This is a genomic window from Cupriavidus sp. CER-90 (assembly GCF_057652055.1).
The window spans coordinates 900,152-919,699 of the sequence record NZ_JBYGYM010000001.1 but is presented as its reverse complement, the minus strand read 5'-3'; the positions used below and the strand labels follow the sequence as shown (position 1 = coordinate 919,699).

Below are 19,548 nucleotides of genomic sequence, written 5' to 3'. Positions count from 1 at the left end.
GTCATGCCCCCTTTCGCGTCAGCATCCAGAGCAGGAAGGGCCCGCCCGCAAGGCTTGTAACGATGCCGATCGGCAACTCGGCCGGGATCACCACCATGCGGGACAGCCAGTCCGCCAGTGTCATGGCAATGGCGCCGCCGGCCAGCGTGTTCGGCAGCAGCCAGCGGTGGTCCGCACCAAGCGGCATGCGCACCAGGTGCGGCACGACAAGCCCAACGAACGAGATCGTGCCGGTGACGGCGACGATGGGACCCACCAGCAGAGCGGTCAGCACGATCAGCCGGCGGCGCAGCCGCTTGAGATCGAAGCCCAGGTGCAGGGCCTCGCGCTCGCCCAGCAGCAGCGCATTCATGGCGCGCCAGTCACGCAGCAGCAGCGCGCACAGCACAGCCACCAGCGGGACCAGCCACGCCAGCAAGGGCCACGTGGCGCCGGCAAGACTACCCATGTTCCAGAACGTGAGGTTGCGAAGCTGCACGTCACTGGCCTGATACGTGAAGAAGCCGACGATGGCCGCGCAGATGGCGTTGATCGCGATGCCCGCCAGCAGCAGGCTGGCCATGCCCCCGCGCCGCGCGCCGAGCCGGTAGGCAAACGACGTTGCCGCAAGGCTGCCGAGGAACGCGGCGGGCGCGATGCCGGCCAGTCCTTCGGCGCCCAGCACGATGGCCGCCACCGCGCCGGCCGCACCGCCCAGCGAAATGCCGATCAGGCCCGGCTCGGCCAGCGGATTGCGAAACAACGCCTGCATGACCGCACCCGAGAGCGCTAGCGCGGCGCCTACCGTGATGGCCAGCACGATACGTGGCAGCCGCACTTCGATCAGCACGTTGCGCCACATGGCGTCGTCGCCGTCACCAGCGGCCGACCACAGCAATGGCAGCAGACGTTGGTGCGGGATCGACAGCGCGCCGCTGGAAGCTGTCCAGAGGGCGGCCAGCACCAGCATGACGCACAGCGTGGTGAAGATGGCCAGTCGGTGGGCGCGCATCAGCGGGCCGCCGTTTGCGGGGCAGCAAGCCCCGCCTGCAACAGCCGAAGCGCCTCTGGCAGGCGGGGCCCGAAGCCCAGCAGCAGGAGATCGTCCATGACGACGATGCGCCGGTTGCGGGCGGCTGGTGTCGCATTGAGGCCCGGCTGCGCCAGGAACGCGTCGGCGCTGCCGCTGGCACCGACCGACATCGTCGTGGTGACGATCACGTCCGGCTTCAAGGCCGCGGCCGCCTCGGCCGAAAACGGCTTGAACCCGGTCTGGCCAGCCAGCACGTTGGTGCCGCCCGCCAGCGCGAGCATGGCGTCACCGGCAGTCGCGGTGCCCATCCCCTGCATCTTGCCGGTATGGCTGCTGACGATCAGCACGCGCACCGGCTGGCTGACCGCGCGGATGGCCCGCAGATCGGCGTGCAGGCGGTCAACCAGCGCGCGGCCGCGCTCCGGCATTTCCAGCGCCGTGGCGGTGCCGAGAATGCGCTGGTCCAGCGCCGCCAGGGTGGGCACCGACGGCAGCGTCACCACCTTGCTGCCGAGCTTGCGGATCTGTTCCAGCGCCTGGGGCGGACCCGCCTGGTCGGCGGCCAGCACAAGGTCGGGCCTCAGGCTGGCGAGCCCTTCGACCGACACCGCGCGGTAGTAGCCCACCTTGGGCAGCTTCAGCGCGGCAGCGGGGTAGATGCTGGACGAATCGGCGCCGACGAGCGTCTTTTCCGCGTCCAGCGCGTAGATGATCTCGGTGATCGCGCCGCCCAGGCCGACCACGCGGGCCGGCGGTGCGGCATGGGCCAGGCCTGCCGCGCACAGCAGGGGCAACAGCGCAGAGCGCAGCAGTTTCATGTCAACTCCGGCAAAGCGGTCAGGCGGCCAGTGCCGTCGGGCAGAGCGATTGCAGCAGCGCGCGCCACGCGCCCAGTTCCGGCTTGCCCGGCTTGCGCTCGCCAAAGAACTGGACGATCAGCTCGCCACCGGCGCCGTACAGTTCCAGCGACGTCACCCAGCCATCGACCGTGGGCTTGTTGACGACCCAGCTCGACGCCACGGCCTCGGTGTTCAGGTGCAGGTTGAAGGCTTCGTCAAGTACGTTGAACCAGGGGCCGGTGCGCACCAGCTTGTGCACCGGGCCGGTATGGATCTGCACGATGCCCCGGTTGCCGACAAAGCACATCACGGACAGCGCCGATTCGGCGGCGCGGCCGAGCACGGTTTCGACGGCCGTGTTGCCCACCTGCTGCGCCAGGTCGTTGCCGGCCGTGCGCAGGGCGCCGAGGCGCGACACCTTGAACTGCCGCAGCATGGCAAAGAAGTCATGCGTGTCCTGGAGCCCCCGCCAGTGGGCACGCATGGCATCGGCGTCGGCAGGCGCCTCGGACTCGGTCACTGGCGCAACGGGCTCGGGCAGGACCGGCGTCACCGTCGCCACGGCATGGCGATCCACATATGCTTGCCATGCCGCGGCATCGGTGGCGTCGGTGCGGTAGACCTTGTGTACCGCTTCGCCGGCCCGGTCGAAAAACTGCAGGCTGTCGCGGCCATGCTCCGTCACGGCGTAGAAGTACCGCCAGTTGCCGAAGAACATGCGCAGGTCGATATCCGGCCCGAGCACGATGCCGACGGGGCCGTCCGCCTCGATGCCCTGGTACTGGCCATGCCGTTCGTGAACGGCATGGTCGTTGCGCGACAGGGCCATTACCGGGCCGAGCGTGCCGAGATCACGGAACAGCTGCTGCGCCGTGCCGCCAAGCTGTCGCACGTCCACGCCGCATCCGGCCGCCACCAGTTCGGCCTCGCTGGCGCCAAGGCGCTGGGCGCGGTCGCGCATGCGCAGTTTCGGGTGGGCGTCCGCCAATGCCTGATGGCGCTGGCGCAGCGTCTCGATGCCTTGTTGTTCCATGTCCATGTGTGTCGTGAGGGGTCGCGGTTAGTCGCTCGTTCAGTCAGTCGGGGCTCAGGGCTGGACGTCGAAGTGGATCGTCCACGTTTGCTGGCTGCTGTTCGCGTTCGGATCGGCGTAGGCGATCTTCGTCAGGTGGAAACGCGCATACGTGCCGCCTTCGCCGCCGCGGATCAGGCCGCCAGCGTCGGGGTTGGCGCTGATCAGGTGCGCCACCGCCGGCAGGCCGTTGGCGGCGGCCGCCGCGGCGGTCGGGAAGTACGAATACCAGCCGAAATTCATCGGATTCGGGTACGCGCCCGTGTAGGCCGGGTTCAGCACCGACGCCGTCGAATCCTTGACCCACTGCGCGGCGGCCGTGGGCAGGCGCATGTCGGCCGCGGTGAGATCGGCCAGCGTCGTGCTCACGTTGGTGGTGCTGGTGAATGCCGATGCCACCGGCTTGTTCGATGCGTCATAGAAGCCGGCCGGCGTCTTGCCCACGAAGCCCGCCACCGTGCCCGTGCCCGATTCGCCGCCGTTCAGCTTGACGTTGTAGCGGTTGAACGCGATATGCCAGGGGCCCGAGGCGGTGGTGACGGCCCGGTTGACCAGGTCGTAGTAGACCCAGTCGGCCGATGCGTTGACCGAGGCGGTGTAGACCGTGCCCGGCGCGCTGCGATCCACGAAGCGGAAGCTCGGATAGCCGGACGTCGTGCCGCCCGCGCCACCGTAGTAGCCAGTCACCTGCAGGGCGAATACCGGCGCCGCGGCGGTGCCCGTGGTGTCGGCCAGCGCGCTGTTGGTCGTGATCACGAAGGTACGGAAGGTCGGGTACAGCAGGTGATCGGTCGCCGCGCCGGTCACACCGTATTCGAATGCGGCCGAGCCGATGTCGTTGGCGGTGCTGGCGAACACGCCGCTGGCCGAGTCCTTCAAGAATACCGTGGCGGGCAGGGCGCCATTGACCGGATCGATGGTTGCGTTCTTCCAGGTCGCCAGCGTGGTCCAGGTGTGGTCGAACGGGCTGCCGAACGCGCCGCCGTTGCCGGTGCCGCTGGTGCCGCTGTTGGTCCACAGCTTTGCCGTGAGGCCGCCGGCTTCGGTCTTGACCTTCAGGTCCCACGCGGTGCCGGTACAGGCCGTTTCGGCCTTGGTGTTGAAGTCGTAGCACAGGGAATTGCCGGCGGCCGGCAATGCGAACGTCCAGTCGGCCGTCTGCGTGAATGCCGAGGTGGACGCGGGCGGGGTCGTGGTGCCGCCCCCCGTGCTGCCGCCGCTGGTGCCGCCGGTTGTGGCGCCGCCGCCGCTATCGCCGTCGCCGCCGCCGCAGGCGGCCAGCATCAGTGCCAGCGCGGCCGCGCCGATGACGCCCAGCGGGCGGCGATGCAGTGCAAGCGTGTCGTGGATCATGATCTGTGCTTCCCCGTTTGATGTCTCGTTAGCGGGCGACGTCGACGTTGAACCGCGCGCCCAGATAGATAAAGCGCCCCGCCACGGGCCCGAAGTCACTGGCATTTGCAAAATCGCGCTGGCGATCGAACAGGTTGTTCACGCCGGCGAAAGCGGTCACGTTGCGGCCGATCTTCTGGTTCAGCACCAGGTCGAGCGTGCCCCAGCCCGGCGAGCGGGCGCCGGTGGCCGAGTCGGTCAGTTCGCTGCTCTGGAAGCGCGCACGGGCCGACAGTTCCGTCGCCGGCAGGACACGCCAGTCGGCGCCCACACGGCCCATGTGGCGCGGCCGGCGGGTCAGTTCGAGGCCGGTATCGAGGTCCTCGGTATCGGTGAACGTGTAGGCCGTGGTCAGGTTCAGCTGGTTGGTGGCACGCCAGCGCAGCGATGTCTCGACGCCCTGCGTCCTGGCGCGCGCCACGTTGCGGTACGTGTAGACCGCGATGCCGTTGACCATGGTGAAGTTGGTCATGTCGGTCTGGATCAGGTCCGTCACGCGGTTGTAGAACAGGTTGGCGTCGACGGTCACGCGGTCGCGCCAGCTCAGCTGGCCGCCCAGCTGGAAGCTGTTCGACGATTCCGGCTTCAGGTTCGGATTGCCCAGCACGATGTAGCCCAGCGAGCTGTGGTCGAACAGGTAATGGCGTTCCTTGAGGTTCGGCACCCGGTAGCCCTGGCCGTAGTTGGCGCGCAGCACGCCTTTCCACGTGTCGTTCGACAGCAGGTTGGCGCGCACGCCCACCTTGGGCGCGAAGTGGCTCCCGAAGTCGGAATCGTGCTGGCCGCGCAGGCCGACCACCATCTCCCACGTGTCGTTGAATACGATGTCGTTCTGCAGGTAGAGCTCGCCCGCCTGGCGCTCGGCGCTGCCGGTGCCCGCCAGTTCCGAAGTGCCATTGACCGACTGGTCGAGGGTTTCGCGATGGAAGTCGCCGCCGAACTGCCACAGCTGGCGATACCAGGCCGGCAGGTCGAACTGGGCCGAAACATGGTCGGTCTGCTGGGCGGCGTTACGGATGGAGGTCTGGGCGCCGTTCGAGTATTCGCGCGACGTGCTGTCGTAGGTTTCATGCACGCCGGCCAGCCGCGCCCGCACGCCGTTGTCGAAGCGCCATTGGCCGCCGTAGGTGTATCGGTTGCGGTCGATGTCCTCGGTCTTGCGCTGCGGCACGTAGCGGGGCGGCGCGTAGTACTGATACCGTTGCTCGTCGGTCTCGCGGTAGGCGCTGGCGTCGAACCAGAAGTTGCCGGCCTGGGCGGGCAGCCATTCCAGGCGCCCTGCGTACTGTTCACGCCGGATCTTGTCGCCGTGACGCGTCCAGCCGTCCGGATCGACAGCAAAACCCTTGTTGTCCAGCGCATCGGCGCTGATGCGCGCCCGGACCTGCCCGGTGCCGCCCTCGAGCCGGATGTTGCCGTGCAGGGCGCCGGGCGAGCCATCGGCATTCTGCGCGCCATAGCTGCCGGCGTCGGCCGTGACGGCACCCGAGAACCCCTTGGCGATCGGGCGCGTGATCACGTTGATGACACCGCCCATCGCCGAACTGCCGTACTGGGCCGAACTGGCACCCTTGACCACCTCGACACGGTCCACCTCGGTCAGCAGGTATTGCGAGACATCGACGGTGGACCCGGTACTGGCCGAGATGGGCAGCCCGTCGATCAGGATCAGCACCTGGTCGCTGGTCATGCCCTGCAGCGTGACTTCATAGCCCGACTTGCCGTGGATCTCGCGCAGTTGCAGGCCGGGCACGTTTTCCAGCGCGTCCCTGAGCGTGCGCGCATGGGTGCGCTCGATTTCCTGGCGGTCCACCACCTCGGTACGGATCGGGGTCTCGTCCAGCGTCTTTTCGCTCCGGGTGCCCGTGACAACCACCGTTGGCAGGGGATCGCCGGAACCGGTCTGCTGGGCGCGCACGTGCGGCGCTGCGCAAAGGAGGGTGCCGGCAACGAGGGCAAGGGTTTTCAGACGCATTCGGGGCGGAACCGGCGGTCTACCGATCCGGTCATGACAAACGAGCCTCAAATGATAATGATTCTCGTATGCATCTTCCGTTAAGAATGCTTAATGAAGCGCCCGGTCGCGGCGGGCGCCGGGGGTGGGGCGTCCGTGCGTTATATTCGGCGCGTTGACATCACAGCCGGGCAGTAGCGTATGGACAAGAAACGGATTCGGGTATCGCACGTGGCGGTTCCCGGCAACCTCAGTGTGCTGAAACTGAAGGGCTACCTCAGGACAGCCATCGCCGATGTGGCCAGGGGCTCGGACGACAACGAGATCCTGCTGGTCAAGGTGCTGGTGCCGCAGGCGCTAGGCCTCAAGGCCGGAGAAAAGCTGTTCGACAAGGTGCTGCAGGGCATCGTCGACAAGGATTCGCGCGTGCGCCGGGTGTCGGTCGAGTTCGTGGACGGCGAGATCACCGCCGACAAGATTGCCGCCAGCGAGGCGCGGACCCAGAAGGAGATCGATGCCTACGGGCATCTGCTGGAAGACGAGCCGGACGAAACAGCGCCGTGAACCTCTCCGATCTTGAACGTCAGCTGGCATTTCTGCGGGAGATCGACCGGCTGAAGAGCGTGGTGCGCATGTCGCCGCTGATCGACCAGTCGCGCCGCGAGAACAGTGCCGAACATTCGTGGCACCTTGCCATGTACGCGCTGGTGCTGTCGGAGCATGCCGCGGCGCCGGTCGATGTGGTGCGCGTCGTCAAGATGCTGCTGCTCCACGATATCGTGGAGATCGATGCCGGCGACACGCCGCTTCATGGTCCGTCGATGCAGGCCGCCCAGGCCGACCAGGCCGATCAGGCCGATCAGGCCGAACGGGAGCAGCGGGCGGCGGAGCGGATCTTTTCGTTGCTGCCGGCAGCGCAGGCCGCCGAGTTTCGCCGGCTGTGGGCGGAATTCGAGGCAGCCGAAACGGACGACGCGAAGTTTGCCAAGTCGCTGGACCGCTTTCAGCCGCTGCTTCATAACGTCGCCACCGGCGGCGGCACGTGGATTGCGCCCGGGCTCGACGAGGCGCAGGTCGTCGCCCGCTACGGGCCGACCATCGAGCGCGGCGCCCCGGCGCTCTGGGAAATGGCAGCCAGCCTGGTGCGGGCGCATTTCCGCGACCCGCAGGCCGCGGACGATAGCCCCTGAGGCCCCGGGCGGCTTTGAATCGAAGGGCATCCGCGAGGGTGCCCTTTTTTGTTGTGGTCAGGGCGGGGCGGCCAGACCGCCCGGCGCATTTCGGATTGGCACGGGTCGCATTCCGGTTCGAATCCTGCGCGCCGCGTGCCTAGACTCCCTGCACATCCACAAGGAGGAAGCCCGTGTCAATCCTGTCCCATCCGCCCCGCGCGGCGCGCCGCGCACTGCTGGCCATCGTAGCCGGACTCTGTTTCGGGGCCGCGCAGGCCGAAACCTGGCCCGCCAGGCCCGTTGTCATCGTCGTCCCGTTCCCGGCGGGCGGCGGCACCGACCTGGTGGTGCGGTCGATCCAGCCGCTGCTGCAGCGCGAACTGGGCCAGCCGGTGGTGATCGACAACCGCAGCGGGGCCGGCGGCACGCTGGGCTCGGCCTACGTGGCACGCGCCACGGCCGATGGCTACACCGCCGGCGTGGTGACCACCAGCACGCACGCGGTCAGCGTGGCGATCTATCCCAAGCTGACCTACCATCCGGCCAGGGATTTCAGCTATGCCGGGTTCATCGGCACCTCGCCGTACGTGCTGGCCGTCAACAACGCGTTGCAGTCGACCGATGTCAAGGCGTTGCTGGCGAGGCTCAAGGCCGACAAGACGCAGCACAGCTTCGGCTCGGTGGGCGTGGGCACCGTATCGCACCTGATGGGGGAGCAGTTCCAGAAGCTGGCCGGCGTGCCGCTGGTGCACGTGCCGTATCGCGGCGCGTCCCCGGCCTACACCGACCTGATTGGCGGGCAAGTGCAGATCATGTTCGACAACCCGGTGGGCCTGGCGCCGTACATCAAGGCGCACAAGATCACCGCCATCGCCACCACCGCGCCCACGCCGCTGCTGGCCGATGTGCCGACGTTTGCCAGCCAGGGCGTGCCCGATTTCGAGCAGCAGCTGTGGTACGGCATTGCGTTCCCCAAGGGGACCCCCGCAGCGGTGGTGGACCGGTTCAATGCCGCACTGAACAAGGTATTGCGGGACAAGGCCGTGGCGGAAGACCTTGCCGCCAAGGGCGTCACGGCCCGGCCGGGCACGCCGGCGGCGTTGCAGGCTGCCGTACAGAAGGACATCCCCTATTGGGGAGCGATTGCACGATCGGTAGGAGCCACAGGTGAGTGAAGTCAGTCTGATCCACGTATTCGTGCGCGATGGCCGGGGCGGCAACCCCGTGCCGCTGGTTGCCGATGCACAGGGCATGGACGCGGCGGCCATGCAGGCGGTGGCCGCCTCGCACGGGCACGAGTCCGCCTTTGTATTGCCCAGCGCCATCGGCTGCGACTGGCGCATCCGCTTCTTCGTCCCGCAGCACGAGATGGAAATGTGCGGCCACGCCACGGTCGGCACGTTATGGGCGCTGCGGCAGTGGGGGCAGTGGACCACGCCCACCGCGCGGATCGAAACCTTGAGCGGCGTGGTGCACGCCCGATGGGACGACACGCTGCAATGCGCGTGGATTTCGCAGCCGGCGGTACGCACGCAGCCGCTGGGCGCGCAGGACAGCGCCCGGGTGGCCGCGCAGTTGCGCTTGCCGGTGGGCGCGTGGACGATGACCAACGCCGCCACCAGCCGCGTGAAGACGCTGGTGGCGCTGCCGTCGGTGGCGATGCTCGATGCTCTGCAGCCAGACTTCGCCACGATGCAGGCGCTCTGCGAATCGATCGGCTCCACGGGCCTCTATCCATACGCGCTGGGCGCGACGAAGGCGGATGGCCGGCGCATCGTGCATGCGCGGCAGTTTCCGAAATCGTCGGGCTACCCGGAGGACGCCGCCACCGGCATCGCCGCCGCCGCGCTGTGGGGCTACCTGGCCGGCGAAGGCGGCTTGGGCAACGGGGCGGACGCGGCCGCCGCGCCATCCATTGCCGTCTGGCAAGGCGATGCCATGGGCAGTCCATCGGAAATTCTGGTGGCGCCGCGCGTCGACGACCAGGGCGCGGCGGACGGCTGCTGGCTCAGTGGCCAGACGGCATGGGGCGCGCCATGACGGCGCAGGCACCGGGCACGCCGCCCGACACGCCACCAGACACGCCGCCAGGCACGCCGGAAGCGCGGCTCGCGGCCGTGGGGTTGGTGCTGCCGGAGGTATCGGCGCCCCGCGGACACTACGCGCCGTATTGCGCGGTGCCGGTTGGCGATGCGCAATGGGTGTCGATTTCCGGCCAGGTCTGCCGGCGGCACGGCGTGGCCATGGCCGGTCTGTGCCGCACCGACGACGACCTGATACCGGCCCGCGAAGCGGCGCAGGTCTCGATGCTGAATGCGCTGGCGGCGCTGCGGCAGGCCGGCGGCGGCGAGTTGTCGCGCGTGGTGCAGGTGGTACGGCTGCGCGGGTTCATCCGTGCGGCGGACACGTTCACGCGGCATCCGGCGGTACTCGACGCGGCTTCGGCCGTGTTGCGCGTGGCGTTTCCCGATCAGCCCTTGCCGGCCCGCAGCGCGCTGGGCGTGTCCAGTCTGCCCGACTGTGCATGGACAGAGATCGAAGTGGAAGCGATCGTGGCCAGCGTGTGAGGAACGCCGCGCCTAGGCCGGCGCCGGCACCTCGCGCAGCAGCCGGTGCAGATGGCCGCTGGAGGCAAAGCCCAGCTGCACGCTGACACTGGCGGGCGCGTGCCCGGTCGCGATCAGCGCCCTGGCATGCGCGGCCAGCACGCGCCGCCGGATCGCCACGGGCGTGGTGCCGAATTCGATCTGGCATGCCCGCTGCAACTGGCGAATCGCCACACCGAGTTCGCTGGCCACCGCATCGATCGACGGCAGGGGCTGGTCGCATTCCAGCGCCTGTGTGAAGCGCCACACCATGCGATGGGCGATCGATGCCGGCGCTTCGGGATGCGCCAGCGGCTGGCTCGTCACCAGTTGCTCGACGATGGCACGCACCAGCCATGAAGCGCTCGGGGTGGACAGGTTGGGGGCCAGCAGCGCCTCCAGCATGGCGACCGTTGGCCCGTCCAGGCGGATCGCGCCATACCGCAGCGCGGGCATGCGGTCGGGGGGCAGATAGAGTTCGCCGTGCTGCTGCAGCCGATGCTCGGACGCCGTGAGGTGGGACGTCGATGCCGGTAGCAGCACCGCGGCACCGCGCACCAGTGTCGCGGCACGCCGTGACCGTGCCGGGGTAGCGGGCGCCGCCGCCGGCGCATCGCCGGGGGTATCCCACACCGTCTTGAGCCGGCCCATGCGCGGCCAAAGCAGCATGCCGCAGTCATGCTCGTGCCACTCGCGCCGGAACGCGGGCTGCCGGCTGTTATGCAGCGCAAAGCCGTGCGTGGCGGTCAGATGCAGTTTGGGAGACAGATGAGGGCGGTCGGTCATCGCGGACATTCCGGCGGCCTGGGGATGCCAGCGATCATACGCCGGTCCGGGCGGCGCCGATGTCCTGCTTGTCCTGCTTCAGCTTGCGGACCTCGGTATCGGCGGCGCGTATGACGGAGCCGTCCTTCGCCAAGGGCTGCATGGGCGGCACGGGTTTGCCGGTGCGCCGGTCGATCAGCGTGGAATGGCGCTCACCGGCCGCGAACCGATGCCGCTCGCCCCATTGGCGCAGCGCCACCACCACCGGAAACAGCCGCTCGCCCGCTGCGGTCAGCACGTACTCCTGGTAGGCCGAGCCATCTGACGCGGCCTGCAATGCCAGCACGCCGGCCTCCACCAGCTTGTGCAGCCGGTCCGCCAGGATATTCCGTGCCATGCCCAGGCCGCGCTGGAAATCGCTGAAGCGCCGCACGCCGTCGAAGGCGTCGCGCACGATCAGGAGCGACCAGCGGTCGCCCACCACATCGAGAGACCTGGCGACCGGGCAGGATTCCGGGGGCTTCGGGGCGGTACGCGTCAGGGGCGCCGCGGGTGTCGCGGGGGTCGAAGGGGTTGGCATGGGGTCTCGGCACGCAATGATCTGGTTGCATTTTAAAACCAGATGCCCTAGCATTCAACCAGTTTTGTTTTGAAACTGGATAAGAGGCGCCATGGCACCGGAAGACACGCTGGAAAGATCACGCATCGAGGCCGCGCGGCCGAACGGCCCTGGCATGGCCAGGGGCCTGGTTGCCCTGTTTGCCGCATCGGCCGGTTTCAGCGTGGCCAACGTCTATTACGTCCAGCCGCTGCTCGATGCCCTGGCGCGGGATTTCCGGATCGACGTGGCGGTCGTTGGCAGCGTGGTGGCGATGACGCAGGCCGGCAGCGCGCTGGCCTTGCTGTTCGTCGTGCCGTTGGGCGATCTGCTCGACAGGCGCCGGCTGATGCGTGTGCAACTGGTTGCCCTGGTCGTCGCGCTGGTCGTGGTGGCCCTGGCGCGGACGTTGCCCGCGCTGTTCGCGGGCATGCTGGCGGTGGGCCTGCTTGGCACGGCGATGACGCAAGGCCTGCTGGCGTATGCGGCCAGCGCGGCGTCGGTCCACGAGCAGGGCCGGGTGGTCGGGGCAGCCCAGGGCGGCGTGTTCGTGGGCCTGCTGTCGGCACGGGTGTTTGCCGGGGCGGTCAGCGATCTTGCGGGATGGCGCTGGGTCTACCTTGCGGCGGCGATGCTGATGTTCGTGGCGGGCGTGCTGCTGTGGAACCGCTTGCCGGTGCTTGCGCCGCCACGCGTGCGCGTGAGCTACCCGCGTCTCATCCTGTCGATGTTCGCGCTGCTGCGCCACGAGCGCACGCTGCAGGTCAGGGGCATGCTGGCGCTGCTGATGTTTGCCGCGCTAAACATTTTCTGGAGCGCAGTGGTACTGCCGCTGGGTGCGCCGCCGTTCTCGCTGCCGCACACGGCCATCGGTGCGTTCGGGCTGGTGGGGGTGATTGGCGCGCTGGCGGCCGCGCGTGCCGGCAAGTGGGTGGACGCCGGACACGGCCAGCGCACGACCATGGCGGCACTGGTGATGCTGGTGCTGGCCTGGTGGCCGCTTGCCCAGCTGCATGTGTCGCTGTGGATACTGGCCGTGGGGATCGTGCTGCTTGACGCCGCGGGGCAGGCGCTGCATGTCACCAGCCAGAGCATGATCGTCCGGACGCGCCCCGAGGCGCCCGGCCGCCTCATCGGTCTCTATATGCTGTTCTATGCCGTGGGCAGCGGGCTGGGCGCCATCGGCACCACCGCGGCATACGGGGCCGGGGGATGGTATGGCGTCTGCGCACTGGGTGCGGCGGTCAGCGTGGCGGCACTGGTGTTCTGGGCCGCCACGCGCAAGGCCCCCGCGTGCGTCGAACCGGAGTGTCCTGTGCGGTGGGCGGCCAAAAGCCCGTGAGCGCCGGGTGGCCGGTGCGCCGCTCCCCGGCCGGGAGCCCGGCGGTGGTTCAAAGCAGCCGGGCCAGCGCCGCCTTGCGCAACGCGGCCCGATAGGCTCTTTCGACGCTCAGCGTCTGCCTCAGCAGCCGGAGTACCCGCGCGTAGTCCCGCGCCGGGTAGCCGCGCGCCTTCTGCGTTTTTGCATAGTGCAGTTGCCAGCGAATATCCTGGCGAAGTCGGGCGATGCGCCGATCGACGGGCGCGGTCTCGCGTGCGACGGCTGCTTCACGTCGCAGCTTGTCTACTGCGCTTCCAACAAGCATGAGTCGCCTCCGGGCAGGGTCGGACTGGGCGCGCTTGCACGCTGAACAATTCAGCATACGGCAGATTCTGTGCCATTGCTGCCAATAGTGTGCCGATCGAACGGTCGCCCGGTCATGCGCTTTTTTGTCGTCGAAATGGGCGATTGACAAGTCCCGTCATGTCATGTTGCGACATGTCGCCCGGCTCGCCCCGTTCGCCCGGCCGCCGGCCATGCCCCGGCCATGTCCGGGGTGCGGTGGCAGCGGCAACGAAGCCGTGCTAGCATTCGGTCCGTCCTGGGGGAGCAGCCTGCCTCCACCACGGGGGCGCCGTCGTCCACATGCCTGGCCAGACCAGCCATGGCGCCGGCAAGCGGCTTTCCTGCTCGCAAACGCCGCCAGCCCCAACCTTGTGATTCCGCCGCCATGGGGCGCCTTGTACCTTTCACCAGATTTGGTTTCCTGACGATCCTGATCGTGATCCAGTGCCTGGGTCCGCTGCTGCATGCCCACATGGGCACGCCGCACCAGACCGGCTTCCATCTGGATATCCCGATGCCGGGCCTGTTCAAGGTCGTGCTCGACGAGCGCAAGGCCCAGGCCATCCCTGCCGTTTCCCATGCCGATGACGAGCCTTTTTCGATCGATGTCGAAAAAGGCCTGAGCCATGCCGGGCCGGGGCTCGATGTCGATCCGTCGATGATCGAGGCGCTGCTGGCCCTGTGTGCCGTACTGCTGGTGCTGGCGACATGGGTCGCTTGGCCGCTGGTACGTGCCGCCACGCCGCACCGGCTGCGCTGGCGCGGCGGCAGCAGCCATCCCCCGCCCGCACACGCGCCTCCCCTGTATTCCTGACCGCGAACCCACCGGGCCCACCCGGTGCCCTTGCACGCCCGCGACCCGCGGCGTGCGGCTTTCCCTCGCATTGATTCGGAGTCAGGAATGTCTTTCCGTCGTCGTCTGGCGCTGGCCGCATTTGCGGTCTCGGCGCTGACCAGTATCGCCCCCGTCCAGGCACGTACGCTGGCGCTCAGCGCCGCCCAGGCCCAGGCGCTGGGTATCCGCTTCGCGGCGGCCGAAAACGCCACGCATATGGAAATCGGCGCCACCGCGCGCGTGGTGCTGCGTCCCGATGCGCAGTTTGTGGTGGCCGCGCCATATCCGGGCATGGTGTCGCAAGTGCTGGTTGCCATCGGCCAGTCCGTGAAGAAGGGCCAGCCGCTGGCGCTGTTTGCCAGCCCGCAAATGTTCGAGGCCAGCCGTGCGCTGGCCGAGGCCCGTTCGCAGGCAGCGCTGTCCCAGCTTGCGCTCAAGCGCGACCGCCAGTTGCACGACGACGGCATCATTGCCGGCAGCCGCTGGGAGACCACCCAGGCGCGCGCCCGCGAGGCCGCCGCAGCCGTGCGGGCGCGCGAGGCCGAAATGGCGGCCGCCGGCATCGGCGTAGGCCCGCGTGGCGACGCGCGCATGGTGGCGGGGCGCGACGGGCTGGTTGCCGAGATCCACGCCGTGCCGGGCACGCGCGTCGATGCCTCGGCGCCACTGTTCCGCATCGTCGATCCCGATGCGCTGGAGCTTGACCTGCTGGTAGGCCGCGACGTGCCCACGATCCGGGGTGGCGAGCGCGTGGAAGTCCGCCAGCGTGGCGCGGCCGGCAAGGTGGCGGGCGTGGTGCCGTCCAGCGACGGGACTGGCGCGGTGCGCATCCGGGCCACGCTGGACGCGCGGGGCGGCCTGCAGGCTGGCGAGAGCGTCGGCGTTGTCATCCACCTGGGCGAGGCCACTGGCGGCGCAACCGGTCAGTCCGGCGTCCGCCTGCGCGTGCCGGTGGCCGCGCTGACCTACACGCAAGGCAAGGCCGGGGTGTTCGTGGCCGTCAAGGACGGCGTGGCCTATCACCCGGTGACGGTCGATGCCACGGACGATGCCTTTGCCACGGTGCGTGGCGTGCTGCCGGCCAACGCCAGGGTGGCCGTCACGGGCATCGGCGCGCTGAAGGGCATGTTCGTCGGAGGCCAATGATGCTGGACAGAATCGTTGATGCGGCCTTGCGCCAGCGCGTGCTGGTGCTGATCGCGGCCGCCGTGCTCGCATTTGCCGGCGCCTGGGCGTATGCCAACCTGCCGATCGATGCCTTCCCGGATATCGCGCCGACGCAGGTCAAGGTCATCCTCAAGATTCCCGGCATGACGCCCGAGGAAGTCGAGCAGCGTGTGTCCACGCCGATCGAACAGGAACTGCTGGGCATCCCGCAGAAGACCATCGTACGGTCGGTGTCGAAGTACGGGCTCAGCGACGTGACCGTCGACTTCGAGGAGGGCGTGGACCCGTACTGGGCCCGCCAGCAGGTGACCGAACGGCTGTCCGGCCTGATGCGGGACCTGCCCGACAACGCGGTGGGCGGCCTTGCGCCGATCACCACGCCGCTGGGCGAGATGTTCATGTTCACGCTCGAAAGCGATACCCACACGCTGGCCGAGCGCCGCCAGGTGTTGGACTGGGTGATTCGCCCGGCGCTACGTACCGTGAGCGGCGTGGCCGATGTCAATGCGCTGGGCGGCGAGGTTCGCAGCTACGAGGTGATTCCCGATCCGGCCCGGCTGCGCGCGCGTGGCGTGACGCTGGAGCAGTTGCGCCAGGCGCTGGAAAGCAACAACCGCAACGATGGCGCGGGGCGCGTGGAGCAGGGCGACGAAACCTGGGTGGTGCGCGTGGAAGGCGGCGTGCGCGGGCTGGACGACCTGCGGCGCATCGTCGTGCCGGCGGGCGCCGATGCGGCGCAGGTAGCCCAGGTCACCGTGGCCGACGTGGCGACCGTGCGGCTGGGGTCCACCACGCGCAACGGCGCGGTATCGATGGACGGCAAGGGCGAGGCGGTGCAGGGGCTGGTGCTGGCCTTGCGCGGCGCCGATGCGTCCAAGGTCGTCAAGGCCGTGCAGGACAAGCTCGACGAACTGGCGCCCACCCTGCCCAGGGGCATGAGCACGAAGGTGTTCTACGACCGGGGCGAACTGGTATCGCGCGCGGCAAACACCGTGGTGCGCGCGCTGGTCGAGGCCAGCCTGCTGGTGATCGTCACGCTGTACCTGTTCCTGGGGGGCCTGCGGGCGGCGCTGGTGGTGGCAGCCACGTTGCCGCTGTCGCTGCTGGCCACCTTCCTGATGATGCGTTACGTGGGCCTGACGGCCAACCTCATGAGCCTGGGCGGGCTGGCCATCGCGCTGGGCATGCTTGTCGACGCGGCCGTGGTGGTGGTCGAGAACATCGAGTCGGGGCTCGCGCGCGCGCATGCGCGGCATACCGATCCGGCCCTGCGGCCCGCCATCATCCGGCATGCGGTGTCCAGCGTGGCCGTGCCGATGCTGGCCGGCGTGTCGATCATCGCCATCGTATTCCTGCCGCTGCTGTCGCTCGAAGGGCTGGAGGGCAAGCTGTTCGGCCCCGTCGCCCCGACGATCGTGCTGGCACTGGGCGCGTCCGTGGTGATCGCGCTGACGGTGGTGCCGGCGCTGGCATCGCTGCTGCTGCGCGCGCATGACGGGCACGCGCCGTTCCTGATGCGCTGGGTGTCCGCACGCTTTGACCGGCTGCAGGTCTGGAGCCAGCGTCGCGCCCGCGTGGTGTTCGGCGCGGCCGGCGCGGCCCTGCTGCTGGCGGTGGCGCTCTATGCGTCGGTGGGCAAGACGTTCATGCCGTCGATGGACGAGGGCGACCTGATCGTGCAGATGCAGCGCGCGCCGTCGGTGTCGCTCGAGACATCGCTCGATATCGACCGCCGCGTGCAGGCGGCGCTGCTCAAGGCGGTGCCCGAGATCCGGTCCATTGTCGCGCGCATGGGGTCGGACGACCTGGGTCTGGACCCGATGGGCCTGAACGAGACCGACGCGTTCCTGGTGCTGAAGCCCAAGTCCGAATGGCGGGGCACCAAGGAAGACATCGCCGCCGATATCCGCAAGGTCATGGACCAATTCCCGGGCGTGATGTACAGCTTTACCCAGCCCATCGAGATGCGGATTGCCGAGATGATGACCGGCACGCGCGGCGACGTGGCCATCAAGGTGTTCGGCAACGATCTGGCGGCCATCAACCATGCGTCCGCCGCGATTGCCGAGCAGATGCGCAAGGTGCCGGGCGCCGCCGAGGTGATCGCCGCCAGCAACGACGGCGTGCAGTACCTGACGCTGGCCGTGGACCGGGCCGCGCTGGGCCGCGCCGGCCTGTCCGGCGATGCGCTGCAGGCGCTGCTGCGTGCGCAGGTGGAGGGCGAACGCATCGGCATCGTGCCCGAAGGCGTGGTGCGCACGCCGCTGCTGTTGCGCGGCAGCGACGCGCTGCGGCAGACCCCCGAAAGCTTTACGAGCCTGATGGTGACCGCGCCGGACGGCAAGACCTGGCCGCTGACGTCGCTGGCAACGGTGCGTCGCGTGGACGGGCCGGTGCGCATCCACCACGAGAACGGCGCGCGCTTCGGCATCGTGCAGGTCAACGTCGATGGGCGCGATCTGACCGGGTTCGTCGAGGATGCCCGTGCGGCGGTGGCCGCGCTGCCCGGCATGCCGAAGGACCTGCGCATTGTCTGGGGCGGCCAGTTCGAGAACCAGCAGCGCGCGGCCGCGCGCCTGGGGCTGGTGGTGCCGCTGGCGCTTGCGGCCATCTTCCTGCTGCTGATGCTGACGTTCCGCTCGGTGCGGCAGGCGCTGCTGGTGATCGGCAACATCCCGTTCGCGCTGGTCGGCGGCATTGCTGCGCTGCGGATCTCGGGCGAGTACCTGTCGGTGCCGGCATCGGTCGGCTTTATCGCGCTGCTGGGCATTGCCGTGCTCAACGGTGTGGTGCTGGTGTCGCACTTCAACGTGCTGCTGGAGGAGGGGCTCGACATCCACGGCGCGGTGCAGCGCGGCGTGAGGGATCGCCTGCGTCCGGTGCTGATGACGGCTTGCATCACGGCGCTCGGCATGATTCCGCTGTTGCTGGCCAGTGGGCCGGGCTCGGAGATCCAGCGTCCGCTGGCCATCGTGGTGTCGGGCGGGCTGGTGACTTCCACCGCGCTGACGCTGCTGCTGTTGCCGCTGCTGTTTGAACGCTTCGGTATGCCGAAGCGCACCGCGCAAGCCAATCCCCCGGCTGCCGTGGTGGGAGGGCAGGAACAATGAAGACGCATGACCTGAAACTGACGCTCGTTATCGTGCTGGTCGCCGGATGGTGGGCTTCGGGCGCCTGTGCCGCGGACGCCCCGGCATCGGCCAGCCTTGCCGTGATCGAGGACGGTTATCTGCCGACGGCCGCATCGGTGCGCGCCGCGCTCGATGCCGCGCCGGACGTGGCGGCAGCCAGGGCGCGCCGCGATGGCGCCAGCGCGCGGGCCAGCGGTATTCGCGCCGGCACGGCCGAGTTCGTGGTGCGCGCCACGGGGCAGCGTCGCCATGTGCGCGACCCGTCCGACAACTTCGCGGAAGGGCAGGTCGCCCTCGAGCGGCCGCTGCGCCTGTGGGGCAAGTCCGATGCGGACGCGGCGCTGGCCGATGCCACGATCGACCAGGGCGATATCGCGCTGGACGACGCGCTGCACGAAACGTCCAAGCAGATGCTGGCGCTGTGGTTCAACGTGCTGCGCGCACGCCAGGCCACGGCCGCCATGACGCGCAGTGCTGCGCTTGCCGCCGACCTGGTCGTGTCAACGGGCAAGCGTGTGCGCGCCAGCGATGCCGCGCCGATGGACCTGGAAATCGTGCAGGCCGAACAGGCGCGCGCCGAAGCGGCGCTGGCCGGCGCCAGGGCCACCCAGGGCGCGGCGGAAGCCGAACTGCGGGCGCGTTTTCCGGCGCTGGGCCTGCCCGCCGCCATGCCGGCCGGCACGCAGATTGCCACGCTGCCGCCAGCGGTGGCCGGCGACCTGCTTGGCGAGGGCGCGCGGGCCCGCTATCTCGACGTCAGCCATGCCGTACGGCTGGCCATTGCCGATGAGGCGGTAGCCAGCCGTGCCGCGCGCCGCTCGGACCTGGAGCGCAAGCCCGATCCGACGGTGGGGGCGTTCGTCATGGTCGAGCGAGGCGGCGCCGAACGCATTGCGGGATTGTCGATCTCGATGCCGCTGGGGTCCGCGCATCGGCGATCCGTCGCGCTGGCGGCGGCGGCCGACGCCGAAGCCGCGGCACGGCGCCGTGCGGCCGTGGAACAGACCGCCGAGGCAGAGTTCGATGTGCTGGCCAGATCGGTGGCCGGGCTGGAGCAGGCTGCGCGCGCGCAGCAGACGGCGCTGACGCTCGACCAGAGCGCCGCCGATCGCGCCGCACGGGCCTATGCGGCCGGCGAGATCGGCATCGGCCAGTTGCTGGTGGTGCGTCGCGGACTGACCGAGAGCACGCTCGCGGCGCGCACGGCCATGGTCAATGCGCTGGAGGCGCAGCAGAAGCTGCGGCTGGCATTGCACGAGCAGTCGCGGTTCGAATCGCCTTGACCGCAGGTGCCCGGCGCCACGCCGGGCACCTCGTTCTCGGGCGCCCGGTGGCAATCCGGCGGCGATACTGGCTTGCG

General features: G+C 69.1%; 18 protein-coding genes. 10 read left to right on the top strand and 8 right to left on the bottom strand.

Annotated elements, in window-relative coordinates:
• Position 1: 1 nt before the first annotated feature.
• The 5 genes from AC24R4_RS04100 to AC24R4_RS04080 are packed head-to-tail and all read right to left on the bottom strand — an operon-like array spanning position 2 to position 6,290.
• Positions 2–949, bottom strand: coding sequence for a FecCD family ABC transporter permease (locus tag AC24R4_RS04100; protein WP_487522977.1), 948 nt, complete (start codon positions 947–949; stop codon positions 2–4).
• A gap of 41 nt (positions 950–990) precedes the next feature.
• Positions 991–1,830: a heme/hemin ABC transporter substrate-binding protein gene (locus tag AC24R4_RS04095; protein ID WP_487522302.1), complete on the bottom strand. Its 840-nt coding sequence runs from the start codon at positions 1,828–1,830 to the stop codon at positions 991–993.
• A 19-nt stretch (positions 1,831–1,849) separates the two neighbouring features.
• A complete protein-coding gene (locus tag AC24R4_RS04090; protein WP_487522301.1) occupies positions 1,850–2,884 on the bottom strand; it encodes a hemin-degrading factor in 1,035 nt (344 codons plus the stop codon).
• A gap of 54 nt (positions 2,885–2,938) precedes the next feature.
• A complete protein-coding gene (locus AC24R4_RS04085) occupies positions 2,939–4,276 on the bottom strand; it encodes an HmuY family protein (protein ID WP_487522300.1) in 1,338 nt (445 codons plus the stop codon).
• A gap of 28 nt (positions 4,277–4,304) precedes the next feature.
• On the bottom strand, positions 4,305–6,290 hold the full coding sequence (locus AC24R4_RS04080) for a TonB-dependent receptor plug domain-containing protein (RefSeq protein WP_487522299.1): 1,986 nt from the start codon (positions 6,288–6,290) through the stop codon (positions 4,305–4,307).
• Between the two features lie 180 nt (positions 6,291–6,470).
• Here AC24R4_RS04080 and AC24R4_RS04075 point away from each other — a divergent pair, with 180 nt between their 5' ends.
• The 5 genes from AC24R4_RS04075 (at position 6,471) to AC24R4_RS04055 (ending at position 10,008) form a co-directional block, all read left to right on the top strand.
• Positions 6,471–6,833, top strand: a complete 363-nt coding sequence (locus tag AC24R4_RS04075) for a hypothetical protein (protein WP_487522298.1) — start codon at positions 6,471–6,473, stop codon at positions 6,831–6,833.
• Complete coding sequence (locus AC24R4_RS04070) at positions 6,830–7,459, top strand: HD domain-containing protein (protein WP_487522297.1); 630 nt, start codon at positions 6,830–6,832, stop codon at positions 7,457–7,459. Before AC24R4_RS04075 ends, AC24R4_RS04070 begins: the two co-directional genes overlap by 4 nt.
• Positions 7,460–7,632: 173 nt before the next feature.
• Positions 7,633–8,616: a Bug family tripartite tricarboxylate transporter substrate binding protein gene (locus AC24R4_RS04065; protein ID WP_487522296.1), complete on the top strand. Its 984-nt coding sequence runs from the start codon at positions 7,633–7,635 to the stop codon at positions 8,614–8,616.
• Positions 8,609–9,481 (top strand): PhzF family phenazine biosynthesis protein, encoded by an 873-nt coding sequence (locus tag AC24R4_RS04060; RefSeq protein WP_487522295.1) that lies wholly within the window; start codon positions 8,609–8,611, stop codon positions 9,479–9,481. The genes AC24R4_RS04065 and AC24R4_RS04060 overlap by 8 nt, the downstream gene beginning before the upstream one ends.
• A complete protein-coding gene (locus AC24R4_RS04055; protein WP_487522294.1) occupies positions 9,478–10,008 on the top strand; it encodes a RidA family protein in 531 nt (176 codons plus the stop codon). The genes AC24R4_RS04060 and AC24R4_RS04055 overlap by 4 nt, the downstream gene beginning before the upstream one ends.
• 12 nt (positions 10,009–10,020) lie before the next feature.
• Here AC24R4_RS04055 and AC24R4_RS04050 read toward each other — a convergent pair whose 3' ends face one another.
• A complete protein-coding gene (locus AC24R4_RS04050; protein ID WP_487522293.1) occupies positions 10,021–10,812 on the bottom strand; it encodes a helix-turn-helix transcriptional regulator in 792 nt (263 codons plus the stop codon).
• Positions 10,813–10,846: 34 nt separating this feature from the next.
• Positions 10,847–11,371 carry a winged helix-turn-helix transcriptional regulator gene (locus AC24R4_RS04045; RefSeq protein WP_400397587.1) on the bottom strand — a complete coding sequence of 175 codons (525 nt, stop codon included), beginning with the start codon at positions 11,369–11,371 and terminating at the stop codon, positions 10,847–10,849.
• 91 nt (positions 11,372–11,462) lie between these two features.
• Here AC24R4_RS04045 and AC24R4_RS04040 point away from each other — a divergent pair, with 91 nt between their 5' ends.
• Positions 11,463–12,731, top strand: a complete 1,269-nt coding sequence (locus tag AC24R4_RS04040; protein ID WP_487522292.1) for an MFS transporter — start codon at positions 11,463–11,465, stop codon at positions 12,729–12,731.
• Positions 12,732–12,780: 49 nt separating this feature from the next.
• Here the strand turns inward: AC24R4_RS04040 and AC24R4_RS04035 are convergent, their stop codons facing one another.
• Positions 12,781–13,035, bottom strand: coding sequence for a hypothetical protein (locus tag AC24R4_RS04035; RefSeq protein WP_153945927.1), 255 nt, complete (start codon positions 13,033–13,035; stop codon positions 12,781–12,783).
• A gap of 405 nt (positions 13,036–13,440) precedes the next feature.
• Here AC24R4_RS04035 and AC24R4_RS04030 point away from each other — a divergent pair, with 405 nt between their 5' ends.
• From AC24R4_RS04030 to AC24R4_RS04015, 4 genes are all read left to right on the top strand, one after another.
• Positions 13,441–13,869: a hypothetical protein gene (locus tag AC24R4_RS04030; protein WP_487522291.1), complete on the top strand. Its 429-nt coding sequence runs from the start codon at positions 13,441–13,443 to the stop codon at positions 13,867–13,869.
• Between the two features lie 87 nt (positions 13,870–13,956).
• The gene (locus tag AC24R4_RS04025) at positions 13,957–15,036 is read left to right on the top strand and encodes an efflux RND transporter periplasmic adaptor subunit (protein WP_487522290.1); all 1,080 of its coding nucleotides are present in this window, start codon (positions 13,957–13,959) and stop codon (positions 15,034–15,036) included.
• Positions 15,036–18,167 (top strand): efflux RND transporter permease subunit, encoded by a 3,132-nt coding sequence (locus tag AC24R4_RS04020; RefSeq protein ID WP_487522976.1) that lies wholly within the window; start codon positions 15,036–15,038, stop codon positions 18,165–18,167. Before AC24R4_RS04025 ends, AC24R4_RS04020 begins: the two co-directional genes overlap by 1 nt.
• The gene (locus AC24R4_RS04015; RefSeq protein WP_487522289.1) at positions 18,164–19,471 is read left to right on the top strand and encodes a TolC family protein; all 1,308 of its coding nucleotides are present in this window, start codon (positions 18,164–18,166) and stop codon (positions 19,469–19,471) included. The genes AC24R4_RS04020 and AC24R4_RS04015 overlap by 4 nt, the downstream gene beginning before the upstream one ends.
• Positions 19,472–19,548 lie beyond the last annotated feature (77 nt).